This is a genomic window from Leifsonia sp. 563, from assembly GCF_040545055.1.
Classification (GTDB): Bacteria; Actinomycetota; Actinomycetes; order Actinomycetales; family Microbacteriaceae; genus Leifsonia.
Genome location: NZ_JBEPLE010000007.1, coordinates 60813 through 77377 on the forward strand (window position 1 = coordinate 60813; position 16565 = coordinate 77377).

General features: G+C 68.7%; 17 protein-coding genes. 10 read left to right on the forward strand and 7 right to left on the reverse strand.

Annotated elements, in window-relative coordinates:
• Positions 1 to 25: 25 nt before the first annotated feature.
• Positions 26 to 2119: a transketolase gene (tkt, locus tag ABIC47_RS16980; RefSeq protein ID WP_020077540.1), complete on the reverse strand. Its 2094-nt coding sequence runs from the start codon at positions 2117 to 2119 to the stop codon at positions 26 to 28.
• Between the two features lie 304 nt (positions 2120 to 2423).
• Here tkt and ABIC47_RS16985 point away from each other — a divergent pair, with 304 nt between their 5' ends.
• Both ABIC47_RS16985 and ABIC47_RS16990 read left to right on the forward strand, forming a co-directional pair.
• Positions 2424 to 3344, forward strand: coding sequence for a heme o synthase (locus ABIC47_RS16985; RefSeq protein ID WP_018191130.1), 921 nt, complete (start codon positions 2424 to 2426; stop codon positions 3342 to 3344).
• A 70-nt stretch (positions 3345 to 3414) separates the two neighbouring features.
• A complete protein-coding gene (locus ABIC47_RS16990) occupies positions 3415 to 3975 on the forward strand; it encodes a GNAT family N-acetyltransferase (RefSeq protein WP_354482243.1) in 561 nt (186 codons plus the stop codon).
• Here ABIC47_RS16990 and ABIC47_RS16995 read toward each other — a convergent pair.
• Positions 3949 to 4890 (reverse strand): COX15/CtaA family protein, encoded by a 942-nt coding sequence (locus ABIC47_RS16995; protein ID WP_018191128.1) that lies wholly within the window; start codon positions 4888 to 4890, stop codon positions 3949 to 3951. The genes ABIC47_RS16990 and ABIC47_RS16995 overlap by 27 nt on opposite strands.
• Positions 4891 to 5220: 330 nt before the next feature.
• On the opposite strand from ABIC47_RS16995, the gene sufB reads away from it, so the two are divergent.
• The 6 genes from sufB to ABIC47_RS17025 all read left to right on the forward strand — a co-directional run bounded on the left by sufB (position 5221) and on the right by ABIC47_RS17025 (position 11033).
• Positions 5221 to 6639 (forward strand): Fe-S cluster assembly protein SufB, encoded by a 1419-nt coding sequence (gene sufB, locus ABIC47_RS17000; RefSeq protein ID WP_018191127.1) that lies wholly within the window; start codon positions 5221 to 5223, stop codon positions 6637 to 6639.
• Complete coding sequence (sufD, locus tag ABIC47_RS17005) at positions 6636 to 7856, forward strand: Fe-S cluster assembly protein SufD (protein ID WP_354482246.1); 1221 nt, start codon at positions 6636 to 6638, stop codon at positions 7854 to 7856. Before sufB ends, sufD begins: the two co-directional genes overlap by 4 nt.
• Complete coding sequence (locus ABIC47_RS17010; RefSeq protein WP_018191125.1) at positions 7856 to 8185, forward strand: non-heme iron oxygenase ferredoxin subunit; 330 nt, start codon at positions 7856 to 7858, stop codon at positions 8183 to 8185. The genes sufD and ABIC47_RS17010 overlap by 1 nt, the downstream gene beginning before the upstream one ends.
• Before the next feature lie 2 nt (positions 8186 to 8187).
• Positions 8188 to 8982, forward strand: a complete 795-nt coding sequence (sufC, locus tag ABIC47_RS17015; RefSeq protein WP_018191124.1) for a Fe-S cluster assembly ATPase SufC — start codon at positions 8188 to 8190, stop codon at positions 8980 to 8982.
• Positions 8983 to 9000: 18 nt separating this feature from the next.
• Positions 9001 to 9330: a metal-sulfur cluster assembly factor gene (locus ABIC47_RS17020; protein ID WP_018191123.1), complete on the forward strand. Its 330-nt coding sequence runs from the start codon at positions 9001 to 9003 to the stop codon at positions 9328 to 9330.
• 104 nt (positions 9331 to 9434) lie between these two features.
• Positions 9435 to 11033 carry an ABC-F family ATP-binding cassette domain-containing protein gene (locus ABIC47_RS17025; protein WP_029043033.1) on the forward strand — a complete coding sequence of 533 codons (1599 nt, stop codon included), beginning with the start codon at positions 9435 to 9437 and terminating at the stop codon, positions 11031 to 11033.
• 103 nt (positions 11034 to 11136) lie between these two features.
• Here the strand turns inward: ABIC47_RS17025 and ABIC47_RS17030 are convergent, their stop codons facing one another.
• The 3 genes from ABIC47_RS17030 to ABIC47_RS17040 are packed head-to-tail and all read right to left on the reverse strand — an operon-like array spanning position 11137 to position 12535.
• Positions 11137 to 12000 (reverse strand): SURF1 family cytochrome oxidase biogenesis protein, encoded by an 864-nt coding sequence (locus ABIC47_RS17030; RefSeq protein ID WP_018191121.1) that lies wholly within the window; start codon positions 11998 to 12000, stop codon positions 11137 to 11139.
• A complete protein-coding gene (locus tag ABIC47_RS17035; protein ID WP_172823194.1) occupies positions 11997 to 12221 on the reverse strand; it encodes a hypothetical protein in 225 nt (74 codons plus the stop codon). The genes ABIC47_RS17030 and ABIC47_RS17035 overlap by 4 nt, the downstream gene beginning before the upstream one ends.
• Before the next feature lie 5 nt (positions 12222 to 12226).
• Entirely contained in the window at positions 12227 to 12535 is a 309-nt protein-coding gene (locus tag ABIC47_RS17040; RefSeq protein WP_029043034.1) for a DUF3099 domain-containing protein, read from the reverse strand.
• Positions 12536 to 12624: 89 nt separating this feature from the next.
• Here ABIC47_RS17040 and fabG point away from each other — a divergent pair, with 89 nt between their 5' ends.
• Positions 12625 to 13335 carry a 3-oxoacyl-ACP reductase FabG gene (gene fabG, locus ABIC47_RS17045; protein ID WP_018191118.1) on the forward strand — a complete coding sequence of 237 codons (711 nt, stop codon included), beginning with the start codon at positions 12625 to 12627 and terminating at the stop codon, positions 13333 to 13335.
• 80 nt (positions 13336 to 13415) lie between these two features.
• Here fabG and serB read toward each other — a convergent pair whose 3' ends face one another.
• Together serB and ABIC47_RS17055 are read right to left on the reverse strand one after the other, a co-directional pair.
• Positions 13416 to 14081 carry a phosphoserine phosphatase SerB gene (gene serB / locus ABIC47_RS17050; RefSeq protein WP_354482253.1) on the reverse strand — a complete coding sequence of 222 codons (666 nt, stop codon included), beginning with the start codon at positions 14079 to 14081 and terminating at the stop codon, positions 13416 to 13418.
• Positions 14078 to 15322, reverse strand: coding sequence for a glucose-1-phosphate adenylyltransferase (locus ABIC47_RS17055; RefSeq protein ID WP_026307182.1), 1245 nt, complete (start codon positions 15320 to 15322; stop codon positions 14078 to 14080). The genes serB and ABIC47_RS17055 overlap by 4 nt, the downstream gene beginning before the upstream one ends.
• Positions 15323 to 15369: 47 nt before the next feature.
• On the opposite strand from ABIC47_RS17055, the gene glgA reads away from it, so the two are divergent.
• Entirely contained in the window at positions 15370 to 16560 is a 1191-nt protein-coding gene (glgA, locus tag ABIC47_RS17060; protein ID WP_354482256.1) for a glycogen synthase, read from the forward strand.
• Positions 16561 to 16565 lie beyond the last annotated feature (5 nt).

The following is a 16565-nucleotide window of genomic DNA, read 5'->3' on the forward strand; positions in this document are numbered from 1 at the left end:
CTCTTATCTCCTCTTGTGCCCGCGCTCAGAGCGACGCGAGCGATTCCTTCGCTGCGGACACGGCGTGCTCGGTGGTCATACCGAACTCGCGGAACAGCGTCTTGTAGTCGGCCGAGGCACCGAAGTGCTCGATCGAGACGCTCCGGCCGTGGTCGCCGACGATCTTGTCCCAGGCGAGCGCCGCGCCGGCCTCGATCGAGACGCGGGCCTTGACGGCCGCGGGGAGCACCTTCTCGCGGTACTCGGCGGGCTGCTCGGCGAACCACTCGAGGCTCGGGGCGGAGACGACGCGGGCGTTGATGCCCTCGCCGCGCAGCTCCTCGCGGGCCTCCAGCGCGATCTGCACCTCGGAGCCGGTCGCGATGAAGATCACGTCCGGCGTGCCGCCCGGCGCCTCGGCCAGGATGTATGCGCCCTTCGCGACGTTCTTGGCCGACGCGAGGGTGTCGCCCTCGGCGTCGCCGTCTCCGCGCTCGAACACCGGGATGTTCTGGCGGGTCAGTGCGATGCCGGCCGGGCCGTTGCGGCGCTCCAGCATGGTCTTCCAGGCCCAGGCGACCTCATTGGCGTCGCCGGGGCGGACGACCGTGAAGTTGGGGATGGCGCGCAGCGTCGAGAGCTGCTCGATCGGCTGGTGGGTGGGGCCGTCCTCGCCCAGCGCGACGGAGTCGTGCGTCCAGACGAAGATCGACGGGATGTTCATGAGAGCGGACAGGCGGAGGGACGGCCGCTGGTAGTCGCTGAAGATCAGGAACGTGCCGCCGAACGGACGGGTCGGTCCGTGCAGCACGATGCCGTTCAGGATGGCCGCCATGGCGTGCTCGCGGATGCCGAAGTGCAGCACGCGTCCGTACGGGTTGCCGGTCCACTCGTGCGTCGAGCGCTCGGTGGGCACGAACGATGCTGCGCTCTCGATGGTCGTGTTGTTCGACTCCGCGAGGTCGGCCGAGCCGCCCCACAGCTCCGGCATGACCGGCGCGATGGCGTTGAGCACCTTGCCGCTCGCGGCGCGGGTGGAGACGTCCTTGCCCGGCTCGAACACGGGGAGCGCGCTCTCCAGCTCCTCCGGGGCGGCGCCGCTCAGCAGGCGGTCGAGCAGCTGCTTGCGCTCGGGGTTCGCCTCGGCCCAGGCGTCGAAGCCCTTCTGCCACTCGGCGCGCTCCTCGGCACCGCGCTCGATGGCCTTGCGCGTGTGCTCGATGACCTCGTCGGCGACCTCGAAGGTCTGCTCGGGGTCGAAGCCGAGCACCTCCTTGACGGCGCGGAGCTCGTCGGCACCCAGGGCGGAGCCGTGGATCTTGCCGGTGTTCTGCTTCTTCGGGGCCGGCCAGCCGATGATGGTCTTGAGGATGATCAGCGACGGCTTGTCGGTGACGGCCTTCGCGTTCTCGATCGCCTGGTAGAGCTCCTCGACGTCCTCCTGGTAGACGCCGGTCTTCTTCCAGTCGACGACCTGCACGTCCCAGTGGTACGCCTCGTAGCGCGCCTTCACGTCCTCGGTGAAGGCGATGTCGGTGTCGTCCTCGATCGAGATCTGGTTGCTGTCGTAGATCGCGATCAGGTTGCCGAGCTCCTGGTGGCCGGCGAGCGACGAGGCCTCGGAGCTGACGCCCTCCTCGAGGTCGCCGTCGGAGGCGATCACGTAGATGTGGTGGTCGAACGGGCTGGTGCCGGGGGCCGCGTCCGGATCGAACAGGCCGCGCTCGAAACGCTGCGCATAAGCGAAACCGACGGCGGAGGAGATGCCCTGGCCCAGGGGGCCGGTGGTGATCTCCACGCCGTCGGTGTGTCCGTACTCGGGGTGGCCGGGGGTGAGGGAGCCCCACGTGCGCAGCTTCTTGAGGTCGTCGAGCTCGAGACCGTAGCCGCCCAGATAGAGCTGGACGTACTGGGTCAGGGACGAGTGGCCCGCCGAGAGGATGAAGCGGTCGCGACCGAGCCAGTGCTGGTCGCGCGGGTCGCGGCGCATCACCTTCTGGAACAGCAGGTAGGCCGCGGGGGCGAGGCTCATGGCGGTGCCGGGATGCCCGTTGCCCACCTTCTCCACCGCGTCGGCCGCGAGAACGCGAGCCGTGTCTACTGCCTTGTTGTCAATGGGATCCCACTGCAGTGCTGCCACGTGAAAACTGACCCTTCGTAGATGTGGTGAGGGTCGTCGTGGAACCCGCACCGGTTGAGGTAGTGCGCGCCGTGGACGTCATCGGCGCCGAGCCATTCCTCCGTCACCGTCCTACAAAGAGTGCGGCCGGAACAGGGCTTCGGCTGGCGAGCATCTCCAAGTATAGGTAACGCGCAAGAAACATGGGGTGTTCCCTCAGACGGTTGTGTCACAGGCGGACACGGGGTAGTCGGGTGGCCCGGTCCTCGACGTGACGTAGAATCGGATACCGTCTGAGTACATCGCCGACACATCACGAGGAGCAATGGACGTCGCTGTAGAGAGCCGTGTCGAACCGGGCCGCATCGGCGTCGCTCGTAAGGTGAAGGCGTACGTCGCCCTCACCAAACCGCGGGTGGTCGAGCTCCTGCTGGTCACCACGGTCCCGACGATGATCCTCGCGGCGAACGGCATCCCGAACCTGTGGCTGGTGCTCGCCACGGTCGTCGGCGGCTACATGAGCGCGGGCTCCGCCGGCGCGTTCAACTGCTACATCGACCGCGACATCGACCGCGTGATGCGGCGGACGAAGAATCGTCCTCTCGTCACCGGCGAGCTGTCCGACCGCGAGGCGCTGGTCTTCGCCTGGGCTCTGGGCATCGCCTCCGTGGTGGTGCTGGGCTTCTTCACCAACTGGCTCGCCGCCGCGCTGTCGGTCGCGGCCATCCTGCTCTACGTCGTCTTCTACACGCTGATCCTGAAGCGCCGGACCCCGCAGAACATCGTCTGGGGCGGCGTCGCCGGCTGCATGCCCGTGCTGATCGGCTGGGCGGCCGTGACCGGGTCCCTCGACTGGGCGCCGTTCATCCTGTTCGGCATCATCTTCCTGTGGACGCCGCCGCACTACTGGCCGCTGTCGATGAAGTACCGCTCGGACTACCAGGAGGCCGGTGTCCCGATGCTCGCGGTGGTCCGCGGTCGTGCCGTCGTCGGCCTGCAGGTCATCCTGTACGCCTGGGCGATGGTCGCGTGCTCGCTGCTGCTGATCCCGGTCGCGCACATGGGGCTGCTGTACACGGCCGTCTCCTTGGTGGCCGGCGGCTGGTTCATCTACGAGTCGCACCGCCTGTACAACCTGGCGATCCGTCACGAGACGGTGTCGCCGATGCGCGTGTTCCACGGATCGATCGCGTACCTGACACTGATCTTCCTCGCCGTCGCGATCGACCCGCTGCTGCCGTTCTGATCGTCGGCCGGACACGCGTTCGGCCCGAAAAGTCGTGCCACGAGCCCCTCTCCGGCTCTACCATGTGCGCATGACGGCACCGGTGCTGACCCTGCGTCTGACGACGCCCCGCCTCGTGCTGGACGTGCCGACGGACGACGACATCCCGGACGTGCTGGAAGCCTGCCAGGACGTCGAGACGCAGCGGTGGGTGCCCCTCCCGTCGCCGTACACGCGTGAGAGCGCGGAGTTCTTCGTGCGCAGCTACTGCCCGCACGGCCTGGCGAGCCGCCGGTACACGGTCTGGGCGTTGCACGCGCGTAGCGGCGGCCGCCTCGTCGGAGCGCTGGAGGTCCGCAAGGACGAGCGCGCCGGGTCGGCCTCCCTCGGCTGCTGGTCCGGCCCCTGGGCGCGCGGGCAGGGCTACATGCGGGAGGCGCTCGGAGCCGTCGCCCGCTACGCGCTCGACCCCGATGGGCTGGGATTCGACCGGCTGAACTGGGAATACGTGCCCGGCAATGAGTCCAGCAGGCGTCTGGCGGAGGCTGCGGGTTTCGGCTTCGGCGACGGGATGCGCACGGTCGTCAGCCTGCACGGAGAGACGCGCGAGGCGCGCGTCGGCCGGCTAGGCCGCGACGACGTCCGCGGCTGAATCCTCTCGCGCGTCCAGCGCAGCCGCAGGGGCCTTGAGCGAGAGGATGACCGCGGTCATCGCGGAGGCCAGGAGCGCCGCGAGGGTCATGTGGATGCCCACGAGGATGCCCGGGAGGCCGGTGTTCGCCTGGATCAGACCGACGACGATCTGCAGCAGCTCGACCGCCAGCAGGTACTGCGTGAAACGGCGCACCGCCGTCGTGCGGTAGCGCAGGGATCCGACGACGAGGACGAGGGTCAGCGCGAACGTGACGTACGCGGGGATCGCGTGGACGTGCTGCAGGATCTCGGGATTCAGGCCGTTGCGCGGGGCGTTCGCGTCACCCGCGTGCGGTCCGCTGCCCGTGGTGAGGATGCCGACCAGGATCGTGATGGCGACGACGGCGCTGGTGACATGGGCGACACCCGCGAACCAGCCGGGGACGGCGCGGACGCGCGGGCCGGGGACGGCGTAGACGCGGAAGACGAACGCCGTGCAGGTGGCGACGAGGGCGATCGACACGACGAAGTGCAGACCGACAACGTACGGGTTGAGGCCGCTCAGGACGCTGAGGCCGCCGATCACGGCCTGCGCCGGGATGGCGAGGCCGGCGATCAGGGTCAGCCAGAACAGATCCGGGCGCTGCTTGCGCATCCGGAGGATGGCGAGGAACGCCACGATGGCCACGACCGCGAGAAGGGCGCTGAGCACACGGTTGCCGAACTCGATGAAGCCGTGGACGCCCATCTCGGGCGTGTTGACCAGCGAGTCGGCCGTGCACTTCGGCCAGGTCGGGCAGCCGAGACCGCTGGCCGTGAGCCGCACCAGGCCGCCCGTGCCGACCAGGACGACCTGCCCCACCAGGTAGACCCACGCGATCACCTTCAGCCGAGTGTCCACGCGGTCCGGCAGCCAGGCGATGATGCGCTTCATGGTTCGGGGGCTTTCTCGGTCGGATCGGCGGGGCCGGATGCGGATACTCGGGCAATGCGCAGGCGCGCCTCTACTAATACCGCGCCGCACCTGTAGAATTGGTGGGTTCGAGGAACGCGCAATCCAGCGCGTGCGCGCGGCCGGTTTCTCCGTCCGTGGCCGGGGCATCGTGGCCCGTCTCCACGAACAGTCTAGGTACGCACGTGTTGGTACGCAGTCACCGCCACCCGCACAATCAGGACGCTCAGCAGCGACCGGCGAAAGCCGTGCTTGCCGAGGGGAATGAGCCGGACTGATATCCGGTTACGAGTGGAAGGAAACGAGGTAGATATGTCAGACATCCTGATCGATCGGCCTGAGCTCGCCTCTTTGGGGCAGTACGAGTTCGGCTGGGCGGATTCCGACGCCGCGGGTTCCATCGCCCGTCGCGGTCTCTCACCCGAGGTGGTGAAAGACATCTCGGCCCTGAAGAAGGAGCCCGAGTGGATGCTGCAGCGCCGCCTCAAGGCCCTTCAGCTGTTCGAGCGCAAGCCCATGCCGACCTGGGGCGCCGACCTGTCGGAGATCGACTTCGACAACATCAAGTACTTCGTCCGCTCCACCGAGAAGCAGGCGCAGAGCTGGGAAGACCTGCCGGAGGACATCCGGAACACGTACGAGAAGCTCGGCATCCCGGAGGCGGAGCGTCAGCGTCTCGTCGCCGGCGTCGCCGCGCAGTACGAGTCCGAGGTCGTCTACCACCAGATCCGTGAAGACCTGGAGCAGCAGGGCGTCATCTTCCTCGACACCGACACCGCGCTCCGCGAGCACCCCGAGATCTTCGAGGAGTACTTCGGAACGGTGATCCCGGCCGGCGACAACAAGTTCGCCGCGCTGAACACCGCCGTGTGGTCGGGCGGATCGTTCGTCTACGTCCCCAAGGGCGTCCACGTCGAGATCCCGCTGCAGGCTTACTTCCGCATCAACACCGAGAACATGGGCCAGTTCGAGCGGACGCTGATCATCGCCGACGAGGGCAGCTACGTCCACTACATCGAGGGCTGCACCGCTCCGATCTACAAGTCGGACTCGCTGCACTCCGCGGTCGTCGAGATCATCGTCAAGAAGAACGCCCGCGTGCGGTACACGACCATCCAGAACTGGTCCAACAACGTCTACAACCTCGTCACCAAGCGGGCCACCGCGGCCGAGGGCGCGACGATGGAGTGGATCGACGGCAACATCGGCTCCAAGGTGACGATGAAGTACCCGTCGATCTACCTGATGGGGGAGCACGCCAAGGGCGAGACCCTGTCCGTCGCCTTCGCCGGCCCCGGCCAGCACCAGGACGCCGGCGCCAAGATGATCCACATGGCGCCGTACACGCAGTCGTCGATCGTCTCCAAGTCGATCGCGCGTGGCGGCGGCCGTGCCGGCTACCGCGGCGAGGTGCGTATGGATGCGAACGCGCACCACTCCGCCAACACCGTCCGCTGCGACGCGCTGCTCGTCGACACGATCTCGCGGTCCGACACGTATCCGGCGATCGACATCCGCGTCGACGACGTGCAGCTCGGCCACGAGGCGACCGTGTCACGCGTGAGCGAGGAGCAGCTGTTCTACCTCATGTCGCGCGGGCTCCCGGAGGACGAGGCCATGGCGATGATCGTCCGCGGCTTCATCGAGCCGATCGCCCGCGAACTCCCCATGGAGTACGCACTGGAACTCAACAAGCTCATCGAGATGGGCATGGAAGGCTCTGTCGGATGACGCAGATCGAGACGACGCAGACCACCGCGCCCGCCCCGACCCACATGCGAGCACCTGTCCCGGTGCAGAGCCGCGCCGAGCGGTTCACCTCGACCGAGGTGTCGGACTTCCCTGCGGTCACCGGCCGCGAGGCGATGTGGAAGTACACGCCGGTGGCGCGCATCCAGGAGCTCATCACGGGCGACCTGGACGGCTCGCCGTACGTGTACGACGCCACGACCGCCCCCGGTGTGACCACCGCGTGGATCGGCCGTGACGATGCCCGCATCGGTGCGGCAGGAAAGCCCGAGGACCGCGCCTCCGCCAATGCCTGGACGGCCTTCGAGCAGGCGCTGCTCGTGACCATCGGCGCCGACCTCAGCGGAGACCGTCCCGAGGTCACGCTGACCCGCTCCGCCCTCGGCGGACCGGCGCGTGCCGCGCACACGGTCGTCGAGGTCGCCCCGGGCGCCGTGGCGACGCTCATCCTGCAGAACACCGGATCGGCGCACCTGACCGAGAACGTCGAGTTCCTCCTGGGTAAGGACGCCGACCTCACGGTCGTGTCGCTCCAGGAGTGGGACGACGAGGCGCTCCACGTCGCCGCCCACTTCGCCGAGCTCGGCGAGGGCGCACGCATCAAGCACGTCGCCGTCACGCTCGGCGGCGGAGTCGTCCGGCTCAACCCGTCGGCCCACCTGGCCGGCGCGCGAGCGGACGCCGAGCTGCTCGGCGCCTACTTCGCCGACGCCAGCCAGCACCTCGAGCAGCAGGTGTACGTCCACCACGACGGCCCCGAGACCCGCAGCCGCGTGACCTACAAGGGCGCGCTGCAGGGCCAGGGCGCGCGCACGGTGTGGATCGGCGACGTGCTCATCGGCCCGAAGGCCGTCGGCACCGACACCTACGAGCAGAACCGCAACCTCGTCCTCACCGACGGGGCCCGCGCCGACTCCGTGCCGAACCTCGAGATCGAGACCGGCGACATCGTCGGCGCCGGTCACGCGAGCGCCACCGGCCGTTTCGACGACGAGCAGCTCTTCTACCTCCAGTCCCGCGGGATCCCGGAGGAGGAGGCGCGCCGCCTGGTCGTGCGCGGCTTCCTCGCCGAGATCGTCCAGCAGATCGGCTCCCCGGCGCTCCAGGAGCGCCTGCAGGCCAAGATCGAGGACGAGCTGGAATCGGCGTCGGTCACAGCGTCGGCGCCCTCCGCGCCGGCCGCCGGGGCCGAGAACTGATGGCGGGCCAGCGCGTCGCGGCCGTCGCGGAGCTGGTCGAGAACCAGGCCACCCGCGTCGTGCTCGACGGCGTCCCCATCGCCGTCGTCAAGGACTCGTCCGGTGCGGTGCACGCCATCGGCGACACCTGCACCCACGGCGAGATCTCGCTGTCCGAGGGTTTCGTCGAGGACGAGACCCTGGAGTGCTGGGCGCACGGCTCCCAGTTCTCCCTCGTGACCGGCAAGCCCCTCAACCTCCCGGCTTACGAGCCGGTCCCCGTGTTTCCCGTCGAGATCATCGACGGAGACGTCTTCATCGACCCCAGCGCCCCGAAAGTGAACAACTAACCATGTCAGTCCTCGAGATCCGCGACCTCCACGTCACCGTCGAGACGGACCAGGGCACCAAGCCCATCCTGAACGGCGTCGACCTCACCATCAACGAGGGTGAGATCCACGCGATCATGGGCCCGAACGGCTCCGGCAAGTCCACCCTCGCCTACACGATCGCCGGTCATCCGAAGTACACCGTGACCCAGGGCTCGATCACGCTCGACGGCGAGGACGTCCTCGCGATGACCGTCGACGAGCGTGCGCGTGCCGGCCTCTTCCTCGCCATGCAGTACCCGGTCGAGATCCCCGGTGTCACCAACACCAACTTCCTCCGCACCGCCAAGACGGCGATCGACGGCCAGGCGCCGTCCATCCGCACCTGGGTGAAGGACGTCCGGGAGTCGATGGGCGCCCTGCGCATGGACTCGTCGTTCGCCGAGCGCAACGTGAACGAGGGCTTCTCGGGCGGCGAGAAGAAGCGCAACGAGATCCTCCAGCTGGAGCTGCTCAAGCCGAAGTTCGCCGTGCTCGACGAGACCGACTCCGGCCTCGACGTGGACGCGCTCAAGATCGTCTCCGAGGGCGTCAACCGGGCGAAGGCCAACACCGGCCTCGGCATCCTGCTGATCACGCACTACACGCGCATCCTCCGCTACATCAAGCCGGACTTCGTGCACGTGTTCGTCGCCGGCCGCGTGGCCGAGCAGGGCGGACCGGAGCTCGCGGACCGCCTGGAGGAGGAGGGCTACGACCGCTACGTCGACGCCCCCGAGCCCGCAGCCGCCTCGGCGGCCGAAGTCGCCGGATCCTGAGAGAGGTAGAATCCTCACATGCCCGCCACTTTGAGCCCAGCGCTCTTCGACCAGGTCGAGGAGGCGCTGAAGGACGTCATGGATCCCGAACTCGGGATCAACGTCGTCGACCTGGGCCTCATCTACGACCTGGCCTGGGATGACGAGAACAACGCGCTCATCATCTCGATGACGCTCACCAGTGCCGGCTGCCCGCTGACCGACGTGCTCGAAGAGCAGACCGCCGAGGCGCTCGACGGCATCGTCGAGGCATTCCGCATCAACTGGGTGTGGATGCCGCCGTGGGGTCCCGAGCGGATCACCGACGACGGCCGCGACATGATGCGCGCCCTCGGCTTCGCAATCTAAGACATCCCCTCCAACAGTTCCGGACTTTTTCGACCGCGCCGTGGCGTGTCGGGCCGAAAAAGTCCGGAACTGTTTGCTGAGAACCGAGTAGAGAAGAGATCGACGTGCTTGCCGTGCAGGGGCTGGAGCTGCGCGTTGGCGCACGCCTTCTGATGGAGGACGTGAGCTTCCGCGTCGCCGACGGGGACAAGATCGGACTCGTCGGCCGCAACGGCGCCGGCAAGACGACACTCACCAAGGTCCTCGCCGGCGACCTGCTCCCGACGGCCGGCAAGGTCGACCGCTCCGGCGACCTCGGCTACCTTCCGCAGGACCCCCGCTCCGGCAACCTGGACGACCTGGCGCGCACGCGCATCCTCGACGCCCGGGGCCTCGGCTCGATCGTGCTCGGGATGCAGCAGGCGACCGTCGACATGGCGAGCACCGACTCCGCCGTGTCCGAGGCCGCGATGAAGAAGTACGGCCGGCTGGAGGAGCGCTTCCACCTGCTCGGCGGGTACGCGGCCGAGGCCGAGGCCGCATCCATCGCGTCCAACCTGAACCTGCCGGATCGTATCCTCGACCAGCCGCTGAAGACCCTCTCCGGCGGTCAGCGCCGCCGGATCGAGCTGGCGCGCATCCTCTTCTCCGACGCCCGCACGATGATCCTCGACGAGCCGACGAACCACCTGGATGCGGACTCGGTCATCTGGCTGCGCGAGTTCCTGAAGAACTACACCGGCGGCTTCATCGTCATCTCGCACGACGTGGAGCTGGTCGGTGAGACGGTCAACCGCGTCTTCTACCTGGATGCGAACCGCCAGGTCATCGACATCTACAACATGGGCTGGAAGAACTACCAGCGCCAGCGCGCCGCCGACGAGGAGCGCCGCAAGAAGGAGCGCGCCAACGCCGAGAAGAAGGCGGGCGCCCTGCAGCTGCAGGCCGCGAAATTCGGCGCGAAGGCGACGAAGGCGGCCGCGGCGCACCAGATGGTCGCGCGCGCCGAGAAGCTTCTCGCCGGGCTCGAGGAGGTGCGCCAGGTCGACCGGGTCGCGAAGCTGCGGTTCCCGACGCCGGCGCCGTGCGGACGCACGCCGCTGCAGGCGAGCGACCTCTCCAAGAGCTACGGCTCGCTCGAGATCTTCACCGCCGTCGACCTCGCGATCGACCGCGGCTCGAAGGTCGTCGTGCTCGGGCTGAACGGTGCGGGCAAGACCACGCTGCTGCGGATGCTCGCGGGCGTCGACAAGCCGGACACCGGCCAGGTCGAGCCCGGCCACGGCCTGCGGATCGGGTACTACGCGCAGGAGCACGAGACGATCGACGTCGAGCGCAGCGTGCTCCAGAACATGGTGTCGTCCTCGCCGTCACTGACCGAGACCGAGGCCCGCAGGGTGCTCGGTTCGTTCCTGTTCACGGGCGACGACGCGCACAAGCCGGCCGGCGTGCTCTCCGGCGGCGAGAAGACCCGGCTCGCGCTGGCGATGATCGTGGTGTCGGGAGCGAACGTCCTGCTGCTCGACGAGCCCACCAACAACCTCGACCCGGCCAGCCGCGAGGAGATCCTGGATGCGCTGGCGCACTACGAGGGCGCCGTCGTGCTGGTCAGCCACGACGAGGGCGCGGTCGAGGCGCTGAACCCGGAGCGCGTCCTCATCCTCCCCGACGGCGTCGAGGACCACTGGTCGCGCGACTACCTCGACCTCATCTCCCTCGCCTAGCCCCTCCGCCCCGGGCACGATTTGCGCCAAATCTCGGTTATGGGGCGGTCAAAACCGCGATTTGGCGCAAATCTCGCCACGGACTGGGGTGCGGCGAGGGGGGTCAGCGGGCGGCGTCGAGGAGTTCGTCCTCGACGTCGGCGTCTGTGCGCTTGGCGCGGCGGCGACGCTCGCGCGCGGCGGCGCGCTCACGCTCCGCGGGGTCGTCCGAGTTGCGCTTGCGGTATTCCGTGACGAGCGCGTAGCCGAGGCCGAAGAAGCCGATCAGGGCGAAGATGATCCACTGGATCATGTACGACCAGTGCAGCCCCTCATCCTGCGTCGGCGGGCTGGTCACGGTCGGCGTCGGCGCGGTGGCTGGCGCCGGGTCCTCGCTGGCGAGCAGCCCGTACGCGCCCGTGTAGACGTCGGCGCCGCCGAGCTTCTCCTTCACCACCGAAAGCTGGATGGTGCCCACCTGATCACCCGTCGCCGTGCGTCCGGCGATGGCCGGCTCACTCGCCTTCAGACGCGCGACGACCGTCACCGTTCCGGCGGGCGCGGCCGGCACGTGGTCGGGGGAGTCGGTGGTGTTGCCGGTCGGGACCCAGCCGCGATCCACGATGAACAGCGAGCCGTCGGCCGTACGCAGCGGGGTGAGCACCTCGAACCCGGGGCTGCCGTTGAACGGGCGGTTGCGGACGAGCAGCTGCTTGTCGCGCTCGTACGTCCCGGTCACCGTGACGCGCTTCCACTCCTGCTTCGGTGAGTACGCGCCGAGAGTCGGCAGCTCATCGGCGAGCGGGACGGGGGACTGGTCGAAGTTCGCCGTCACCAGGGCGTTCGCGGCCGCGGCCTCCTTGCTGCGGGCGAGCTGCCAGTTGGAGAGGAAGCCGCAGGCGATCGCGAACACGATCGCGAAGGCGAGATACCCCAGCCAGCGGCGGGAGAACGCGAAACGCCACCCGTCGGTCGTCGATCCGGTCACGCGATCGGCCCCCCGGCGGCGACCTCGGCCGCCGGCACGACGCGCAGCGGGAAGTCGCGGGCGGCCAGGAACTCGCGCAGGAAGTCGACGTGCTCGTCGCACGCCAGCCAGACCTTCACCCGGTCGGCCGAGTGGATGCGCGGGTTGCGCCACTCGATGCGCCAGGATGCGGTGTCCCGGCAGCCGGCGCGCGAACACGTCAGCGGCTCCGGCTCGCCCATCCCGATCACTGGCCCTCCCGAGGCTCGTCCTTCGGCGCCTGCGGAGGCGGCGCAACTGGAACGATACTGCCTGGACGCTGAACATCCACTCGACCCTGCTCCACCGAGACGTTGGCGATGACGACCGCGAAGTACGGGAGGAAGATCGCTCCGACGAGCGGGATGGCGGCCCACCAGCCAGGGACGATCACCGCGGCGATGAGGCAGAGCACACGTACGCCCATGGCGACCGAATACTTGATCATCCGGTGCCGTCGCTCCTCATCGGGAGAGAGGGGGAGACTCGTGATCGACGGTGCTGAGGGCTTCTTCATGTGCGTTGAGTCCAGCGTACGTCCATAAACTTGGGTTCGGCCCTGCTGGGGTCGAATCTGCAGAAAGCCGTCTTCCTGAAGGGAATCGCATGACCACGCCACGCACCGTCCTCGTCACCGGAGGCAACCGAGGGATCGGCTTCGCCATCGCCGAGGAGTTCGTCGCCCAGGGCCACCGGGTCGCGGTCACCGCGCGGTCGGGAGAGGGCCCGGAGGGCGCGCTGACGGTGCGGGCGGATGTCACGGACTCCGCCTCGGTCGACGCCGCGTTCACCGAGGTCGAGGAGAAGCTCGGGCCGGTGGAGGTCGTCGTCGCGAATGCGGGCATCACCAAGGACACCCTCCTGATGCGGATGACCGACGAGGAGTTCGACTCGGTCATCGAGACGAACCTGGGCGGCGCCTTCCGCGTCGTGAAGCGCGCGAACAAGGGGATGCTGAAGGCGCGGTTCGGCCGTATCGTCCTGATCTCGAGCGTGGTCGGTCTGTTCGGCGGAGCGGGGCAGGTCAACTACGCGTCGTCGAAGGCCGGACTCGTCGGCATGGCGCGATCCATCACGCGGGAGCTGGGCGCGCGCGGCATCACCGCGAACGTCGTCGCTCCCGGCTTCATCGAGACCGATATGACGGCGGCGCTGCCGGAGGCGCAGCAGGCCGAGTACAAGAAGAGCATCCCGGCCGGGCGGTTCGCGTCGGCGTCCGAGGTCGCGAAGGTCGTGACGTGGATCGCCGGGGACGACGCCGGTTACATCTCCGGCGCGGTCATCCCGGTCGACGGCGGCCTCGGGATGGGGCACTGACCCACGCACACAGCTCCTGAGTTTTTCGGCCCAACATCGGCGTGTCCGGCCGAAAAACTCAGGAGCTGTCGGCTGGGGGCTCAGCCGCGGAGGCCGAGGAGCGGGAGCACCTGCGAGAGGTCCGGCCGGTCGATGACCAGGTCGGCCTCGGCGCGCACGCGCGGCTTCGCGTTGAAGGCGACGGACAGGCCGGCCTCCGCCATCATCCGCAGGTCGTTCGCTCCGTCGCCGATGGCCACCGTCTGGCGCAGGTGGACTCCGGCGTCGGCGGCCCAGAACAGCAGCGCCTGAGCCTTGGCGGCCGCATCCACGACCGGTCCGTCGACCTCGCCGGTCAGCCGGCCGCCGTCGACGACCAGCCGGTTGGCGCGCCAGTGATCGAGGCCGAGGCGTTCGCCGATCGGGTCGAGCAGCTCGTGGAAGCCGCCGGAGACCACACCGACGACCCCACCGGCCGCGTGCACTCCGGCGATGAGCTCGGGGACGCCCTCGGTCACCCGGATGCGCTCGCCCACGTGCTGGAACACGGATGCGGGGAGCCCGGCGAGGGTTCGGACGCGTTCGCGGAGGCTCTCCTCGAAGTCGAGCTCGCCGCGCATGGCGCGCTCGGTGATCTCGGCGACCTCCGGACGCGACCCCGCCTCGTCGGCGAGCAGTTCGATGACCTCGTCCTGGAGCAGCGTGGAGTCGGCGTCGAGGACGACGAGGACGGAGGCGGACCCGGTGTGCTGTGCGGTGGTCGTCATGGAACGACGTGCACACCCTTGCCGACCACGGTGATGCCCGAGTCGGTCACGGTGAAGCCCCGTGCACGGTCCCGGTCCGGGTCGACGCCGATCTGGGCACCCTCGGCCACAACGACATCCTTGTCCAGGATGGCGCGGCCGACGAACGCGTTCGGCTCGATGATCGCGCGCTCGAAGACGACGGAGTCGACGACCTTCGCACCGGAGTCGACCTTGGCCCACGGCCCGAGGACGCTGCGCTCGAGGTGGGCGCCCGAGATCACCGAGCCGAGGGAGACGATGGAGTCGATGGTCGTGCCGAGCGCGCCGCGGCCGTCGCGCACGATCTTCGCCGGCGGCGAGTTGAGCACCTGGCTGAAGATCGGCCACGAGCGGTTGTAGAGGTTGAACACCGGCAGCGTGGAGATGAGGTCTTGGTGCGCCTCGAAGAACGAGTCGATGGTTCCGACGTCGCGCCAGTAGTAGCGGTCGCGGTCGGTCGAGCCGGGGACGTCGTTGTTGTTGAAGTCGTACACGGCCGCCTCGCCGCGGGCCACGAAGTCCGGGATGATGTCACCGCCCATGTCGTGGTTGGAGTCGGGACGGTCGCCGTCCCGCACCACGGCGTCGATGAGCGCGTCGGCGTCGAAGACGTAGTTGCCCATAGAGGCGAGGACCTCGTTCGGGGAGTCGGGCAGACCGATGGGGTCGCGCGGCTTCTCGCGGAACGCGCCGATGCGGTCCGGGCGCTCGGGCTCGACTTCGATGACGCCGAACTGGTCCGCGAGCCCGATGGGCTGGCGAATTGCGGCCACCGTGGCGGGAGCCCCCGAGGCGATATGCGCCTCGATCATCTGGCCGAAGTCCATCCGGTACACGTGGTCGGCACCCACGACGACGACGATGTCCGGCTTCTCATCCCGGAGCAGGTTGAGGCTCTGCAGGATGGCGTCAGCCGACCCGGAGAACCAGCGCTTGCCGAGGCGCTGCTGGGCGGGGACGGAGGCGACGTAGGAGCTCGTGATGCCGTCGAGCCGCCAGGTCTGGGACACGTGACGGTCGAGGCTGTGCGACTTGTACTGGGTGAGGACGACGATCTGGCGCAGTTGCGAGTTGATCAGGTTCGACAGGGCGAAGTCGATGAGACGGTACTGACCGCCGAACGGGACGGCGGGCTTCGCCCGGTCCGCCGTCAACGGCATCAGCCGCTTTCCCTCTCCGCCCGCGAGGACGATGCCGAAGATCTTCTTGCCTGATGCCATGACCACAACAGTAGAGGCGAACTGATCGCTGTACTAGCGTTTCGGTCATGCGCGTCGATCTGCTCACCCGGGAGTATCCGCCGGACATCTACGGCGGGGCCGGGGTCCATGTGACCGAGCTCGTGAAGGCCCTGCGGACCGACACCGAAGTGATCGTCCGGGCCTTCGGCGAGCCCCGGGACGAGCCGGATACCGCGTCGTACCGCGTTCCCGCGGAGCTTGCGGACGCCAACGGGGCGATCGCCACTCTGGGCGTCGACCTGCAGATGGCGCAGGACTGCGGGGGAGCGGATGTCGTCCATTCGCACACCTGGTATGCGAACGGCGCCGGCCACCTGGCCAAGCTGCTGCACGGCGTTCCGCACGTCGTCACGGCGCACAGCCTGGAGCCCCTCCGCCCCTGGAAGGCCGAGCAGCTGGGCGGCGGCTACCGCGTGTCGAGCTGGATCGAGAAGACCGCGTTCGAGGCCGCCGACACCGTGATCGCGGTCAGCGACGGGATGCGTCGCGACATCCTCGCGTCGTACCCGGAGCTCGACCCGACGAAGGTCGTGACGATATACAACGGCATCGACTTGGAGCGCTGGCAGCCGCTGCGCGACGACGAGCGCGCCCGCGCCCTGGGGATCGACCCCGGGCGTCCGGCGGTCATCTTCGTCGGTCGCATCACCCGCCAGAAGGGGCTTCCGTACCTGCTGCGCGCGGCCCGAATGCTGCCGCCCGAGGTGCAGGTCATCCTCTGTGCCGGGGCGCCGGACACGCCGGAGATCCTGGCCGAGGTGAGCGGACTCGTCGAGGAGCTGCAGGCGGAGCGGGACGGCGTGGTCTGGATCGACCGCCTGCTCCCGAACGACGAGCTGCGCATCGCGCTGACCGCATCCACCGTCTTCGTCTGCCCCTCGATCTACGAGCCGCTCGGGATCGTCAACCTCGAGGCGATGGCGTGCGGGCTGCCCGTGGTCGGGACGGCGACCGGCGGCATCCCCGAGGTGATCGTGGACGGGGTCACCGGACGGCTCGTCCCGATCCAGCAGCTGCAGGACGGCACGGGCACCCCGATCGACCCGGAGAAGTTCGTCGCAGACCTCGCCGCGGCCCTCACCGAGGTGGCCGGAGACCCCGAGCGGGCGGCCGAGATGGGCCGCGCCGGGCGTGAGCGTGCGGAGACCTCGTTCAGCTGGACGGCCATCGCGGAGCAGACGCGGGACGTGTACCGCTCGCTCGCCGGTCGTCACTGACCTGT

Excerpts from the sequence above, each read along its gene's own strand:
- ABIC47_RS17035 (WP_172823194.1), bottom strand. The coding sequence starts at position 12,221 with ATGGGCGAGCCGGAGCCGCTGACGTGTTCGCGCGCCGGCTGCCGGGAC.
- serB (WP_354482253.1), bottom strand. The coding sequence starts at position 14,081 with ATGACGACCACCGCACAGCACACCGGGTCCGCCTCCGTCCTCGTCGTC.
- fabG (WP_018191118.1), top strand. The coding sequence starts at position 12,625 with ATGACCACGCCACGCACCGTCCTCGTCACCGGAGGCAACCGAGGGATC.
- ABIC47_RS17010 (WP_018191125.1), top strand. The coding sequence starts at position 7,856 with ATGGCGGGCCAGCGCGTCGCGGCCGTCGCGGAGCTGGTCGAGAACCAG.
- ABIC47_RS17040 (WP_029043034.1), bottom strand. The coding sequence starts at position 12,535 with ATGAAGAAGCCCTCAGCACCGTCGATCACGAGTCTCCCCCTCTCTCCC.
- sufD (WP_354482246.1), top strand. The coding sequence starts at position 6,636 with ATGACGCAGATCGAGACGACGCAGACCACCGCGCCCGCCCCGACCCAC.
- ABIC47_RS16985 (WP_018191130.1), top strand. The coding sequence starts at position 2,424 with ATGGACGTCGCTGTAGAGAGCCGTGTCGAACCGGGCCGCATCGGCGTC.
- ABIC47_RS17055 (WP_026307182.1), bottom strand. The coding sequence starts at position 15,322 with ATGGCATCAGGCAAGAAGATCTTCGGCATCGTCCTCGCGGGCGGAGAG.
- ABIC47_RS16995 (WP_018191128.1), bottom strand. The coding sequence starts at position 4,890 with ATGAAGCGCATCATCGCCTGGCTGCCGGACCGCGTGGACACTCGGCTG.
- ABIC47_RS17020 (WP_018191123.1), top strand. The coding sequence starts at position 9,001 with ATGCCCGCCACTTTGAGCCCAGCGCTCTTCGACCAGGTCGAGGAGGCG.
- sufB (WP_018191127.1), top strand. The coding sequence starts at position 5,221 with ATGTCAGACATCCTGATCGATCGGCCTGAGCTCGCCTCTTTGGGGCAG.
- ABIC47_RS16990 (WP_354482243.1), top strand. The coding sequence starts at position 3,415 with ATGACGGCACCGGTGCTGACCCTGCGTCTGACGACGCCCCGCCTCGTG.
- glgA (WP_354482256.1), top strand. The coding sequence starts at position 15,370 with ATGCGCGTCGATCTGCTCACCCGGGAGTATCCGCCGGACATCTACGGC.
- sufC (WP_018191124.1), top strand. The coding sequence starts at position 8,188 with ATGTCAGTCCTCGAGATCCGCGACCTCCACGTCACCGTCGAGACGGAC.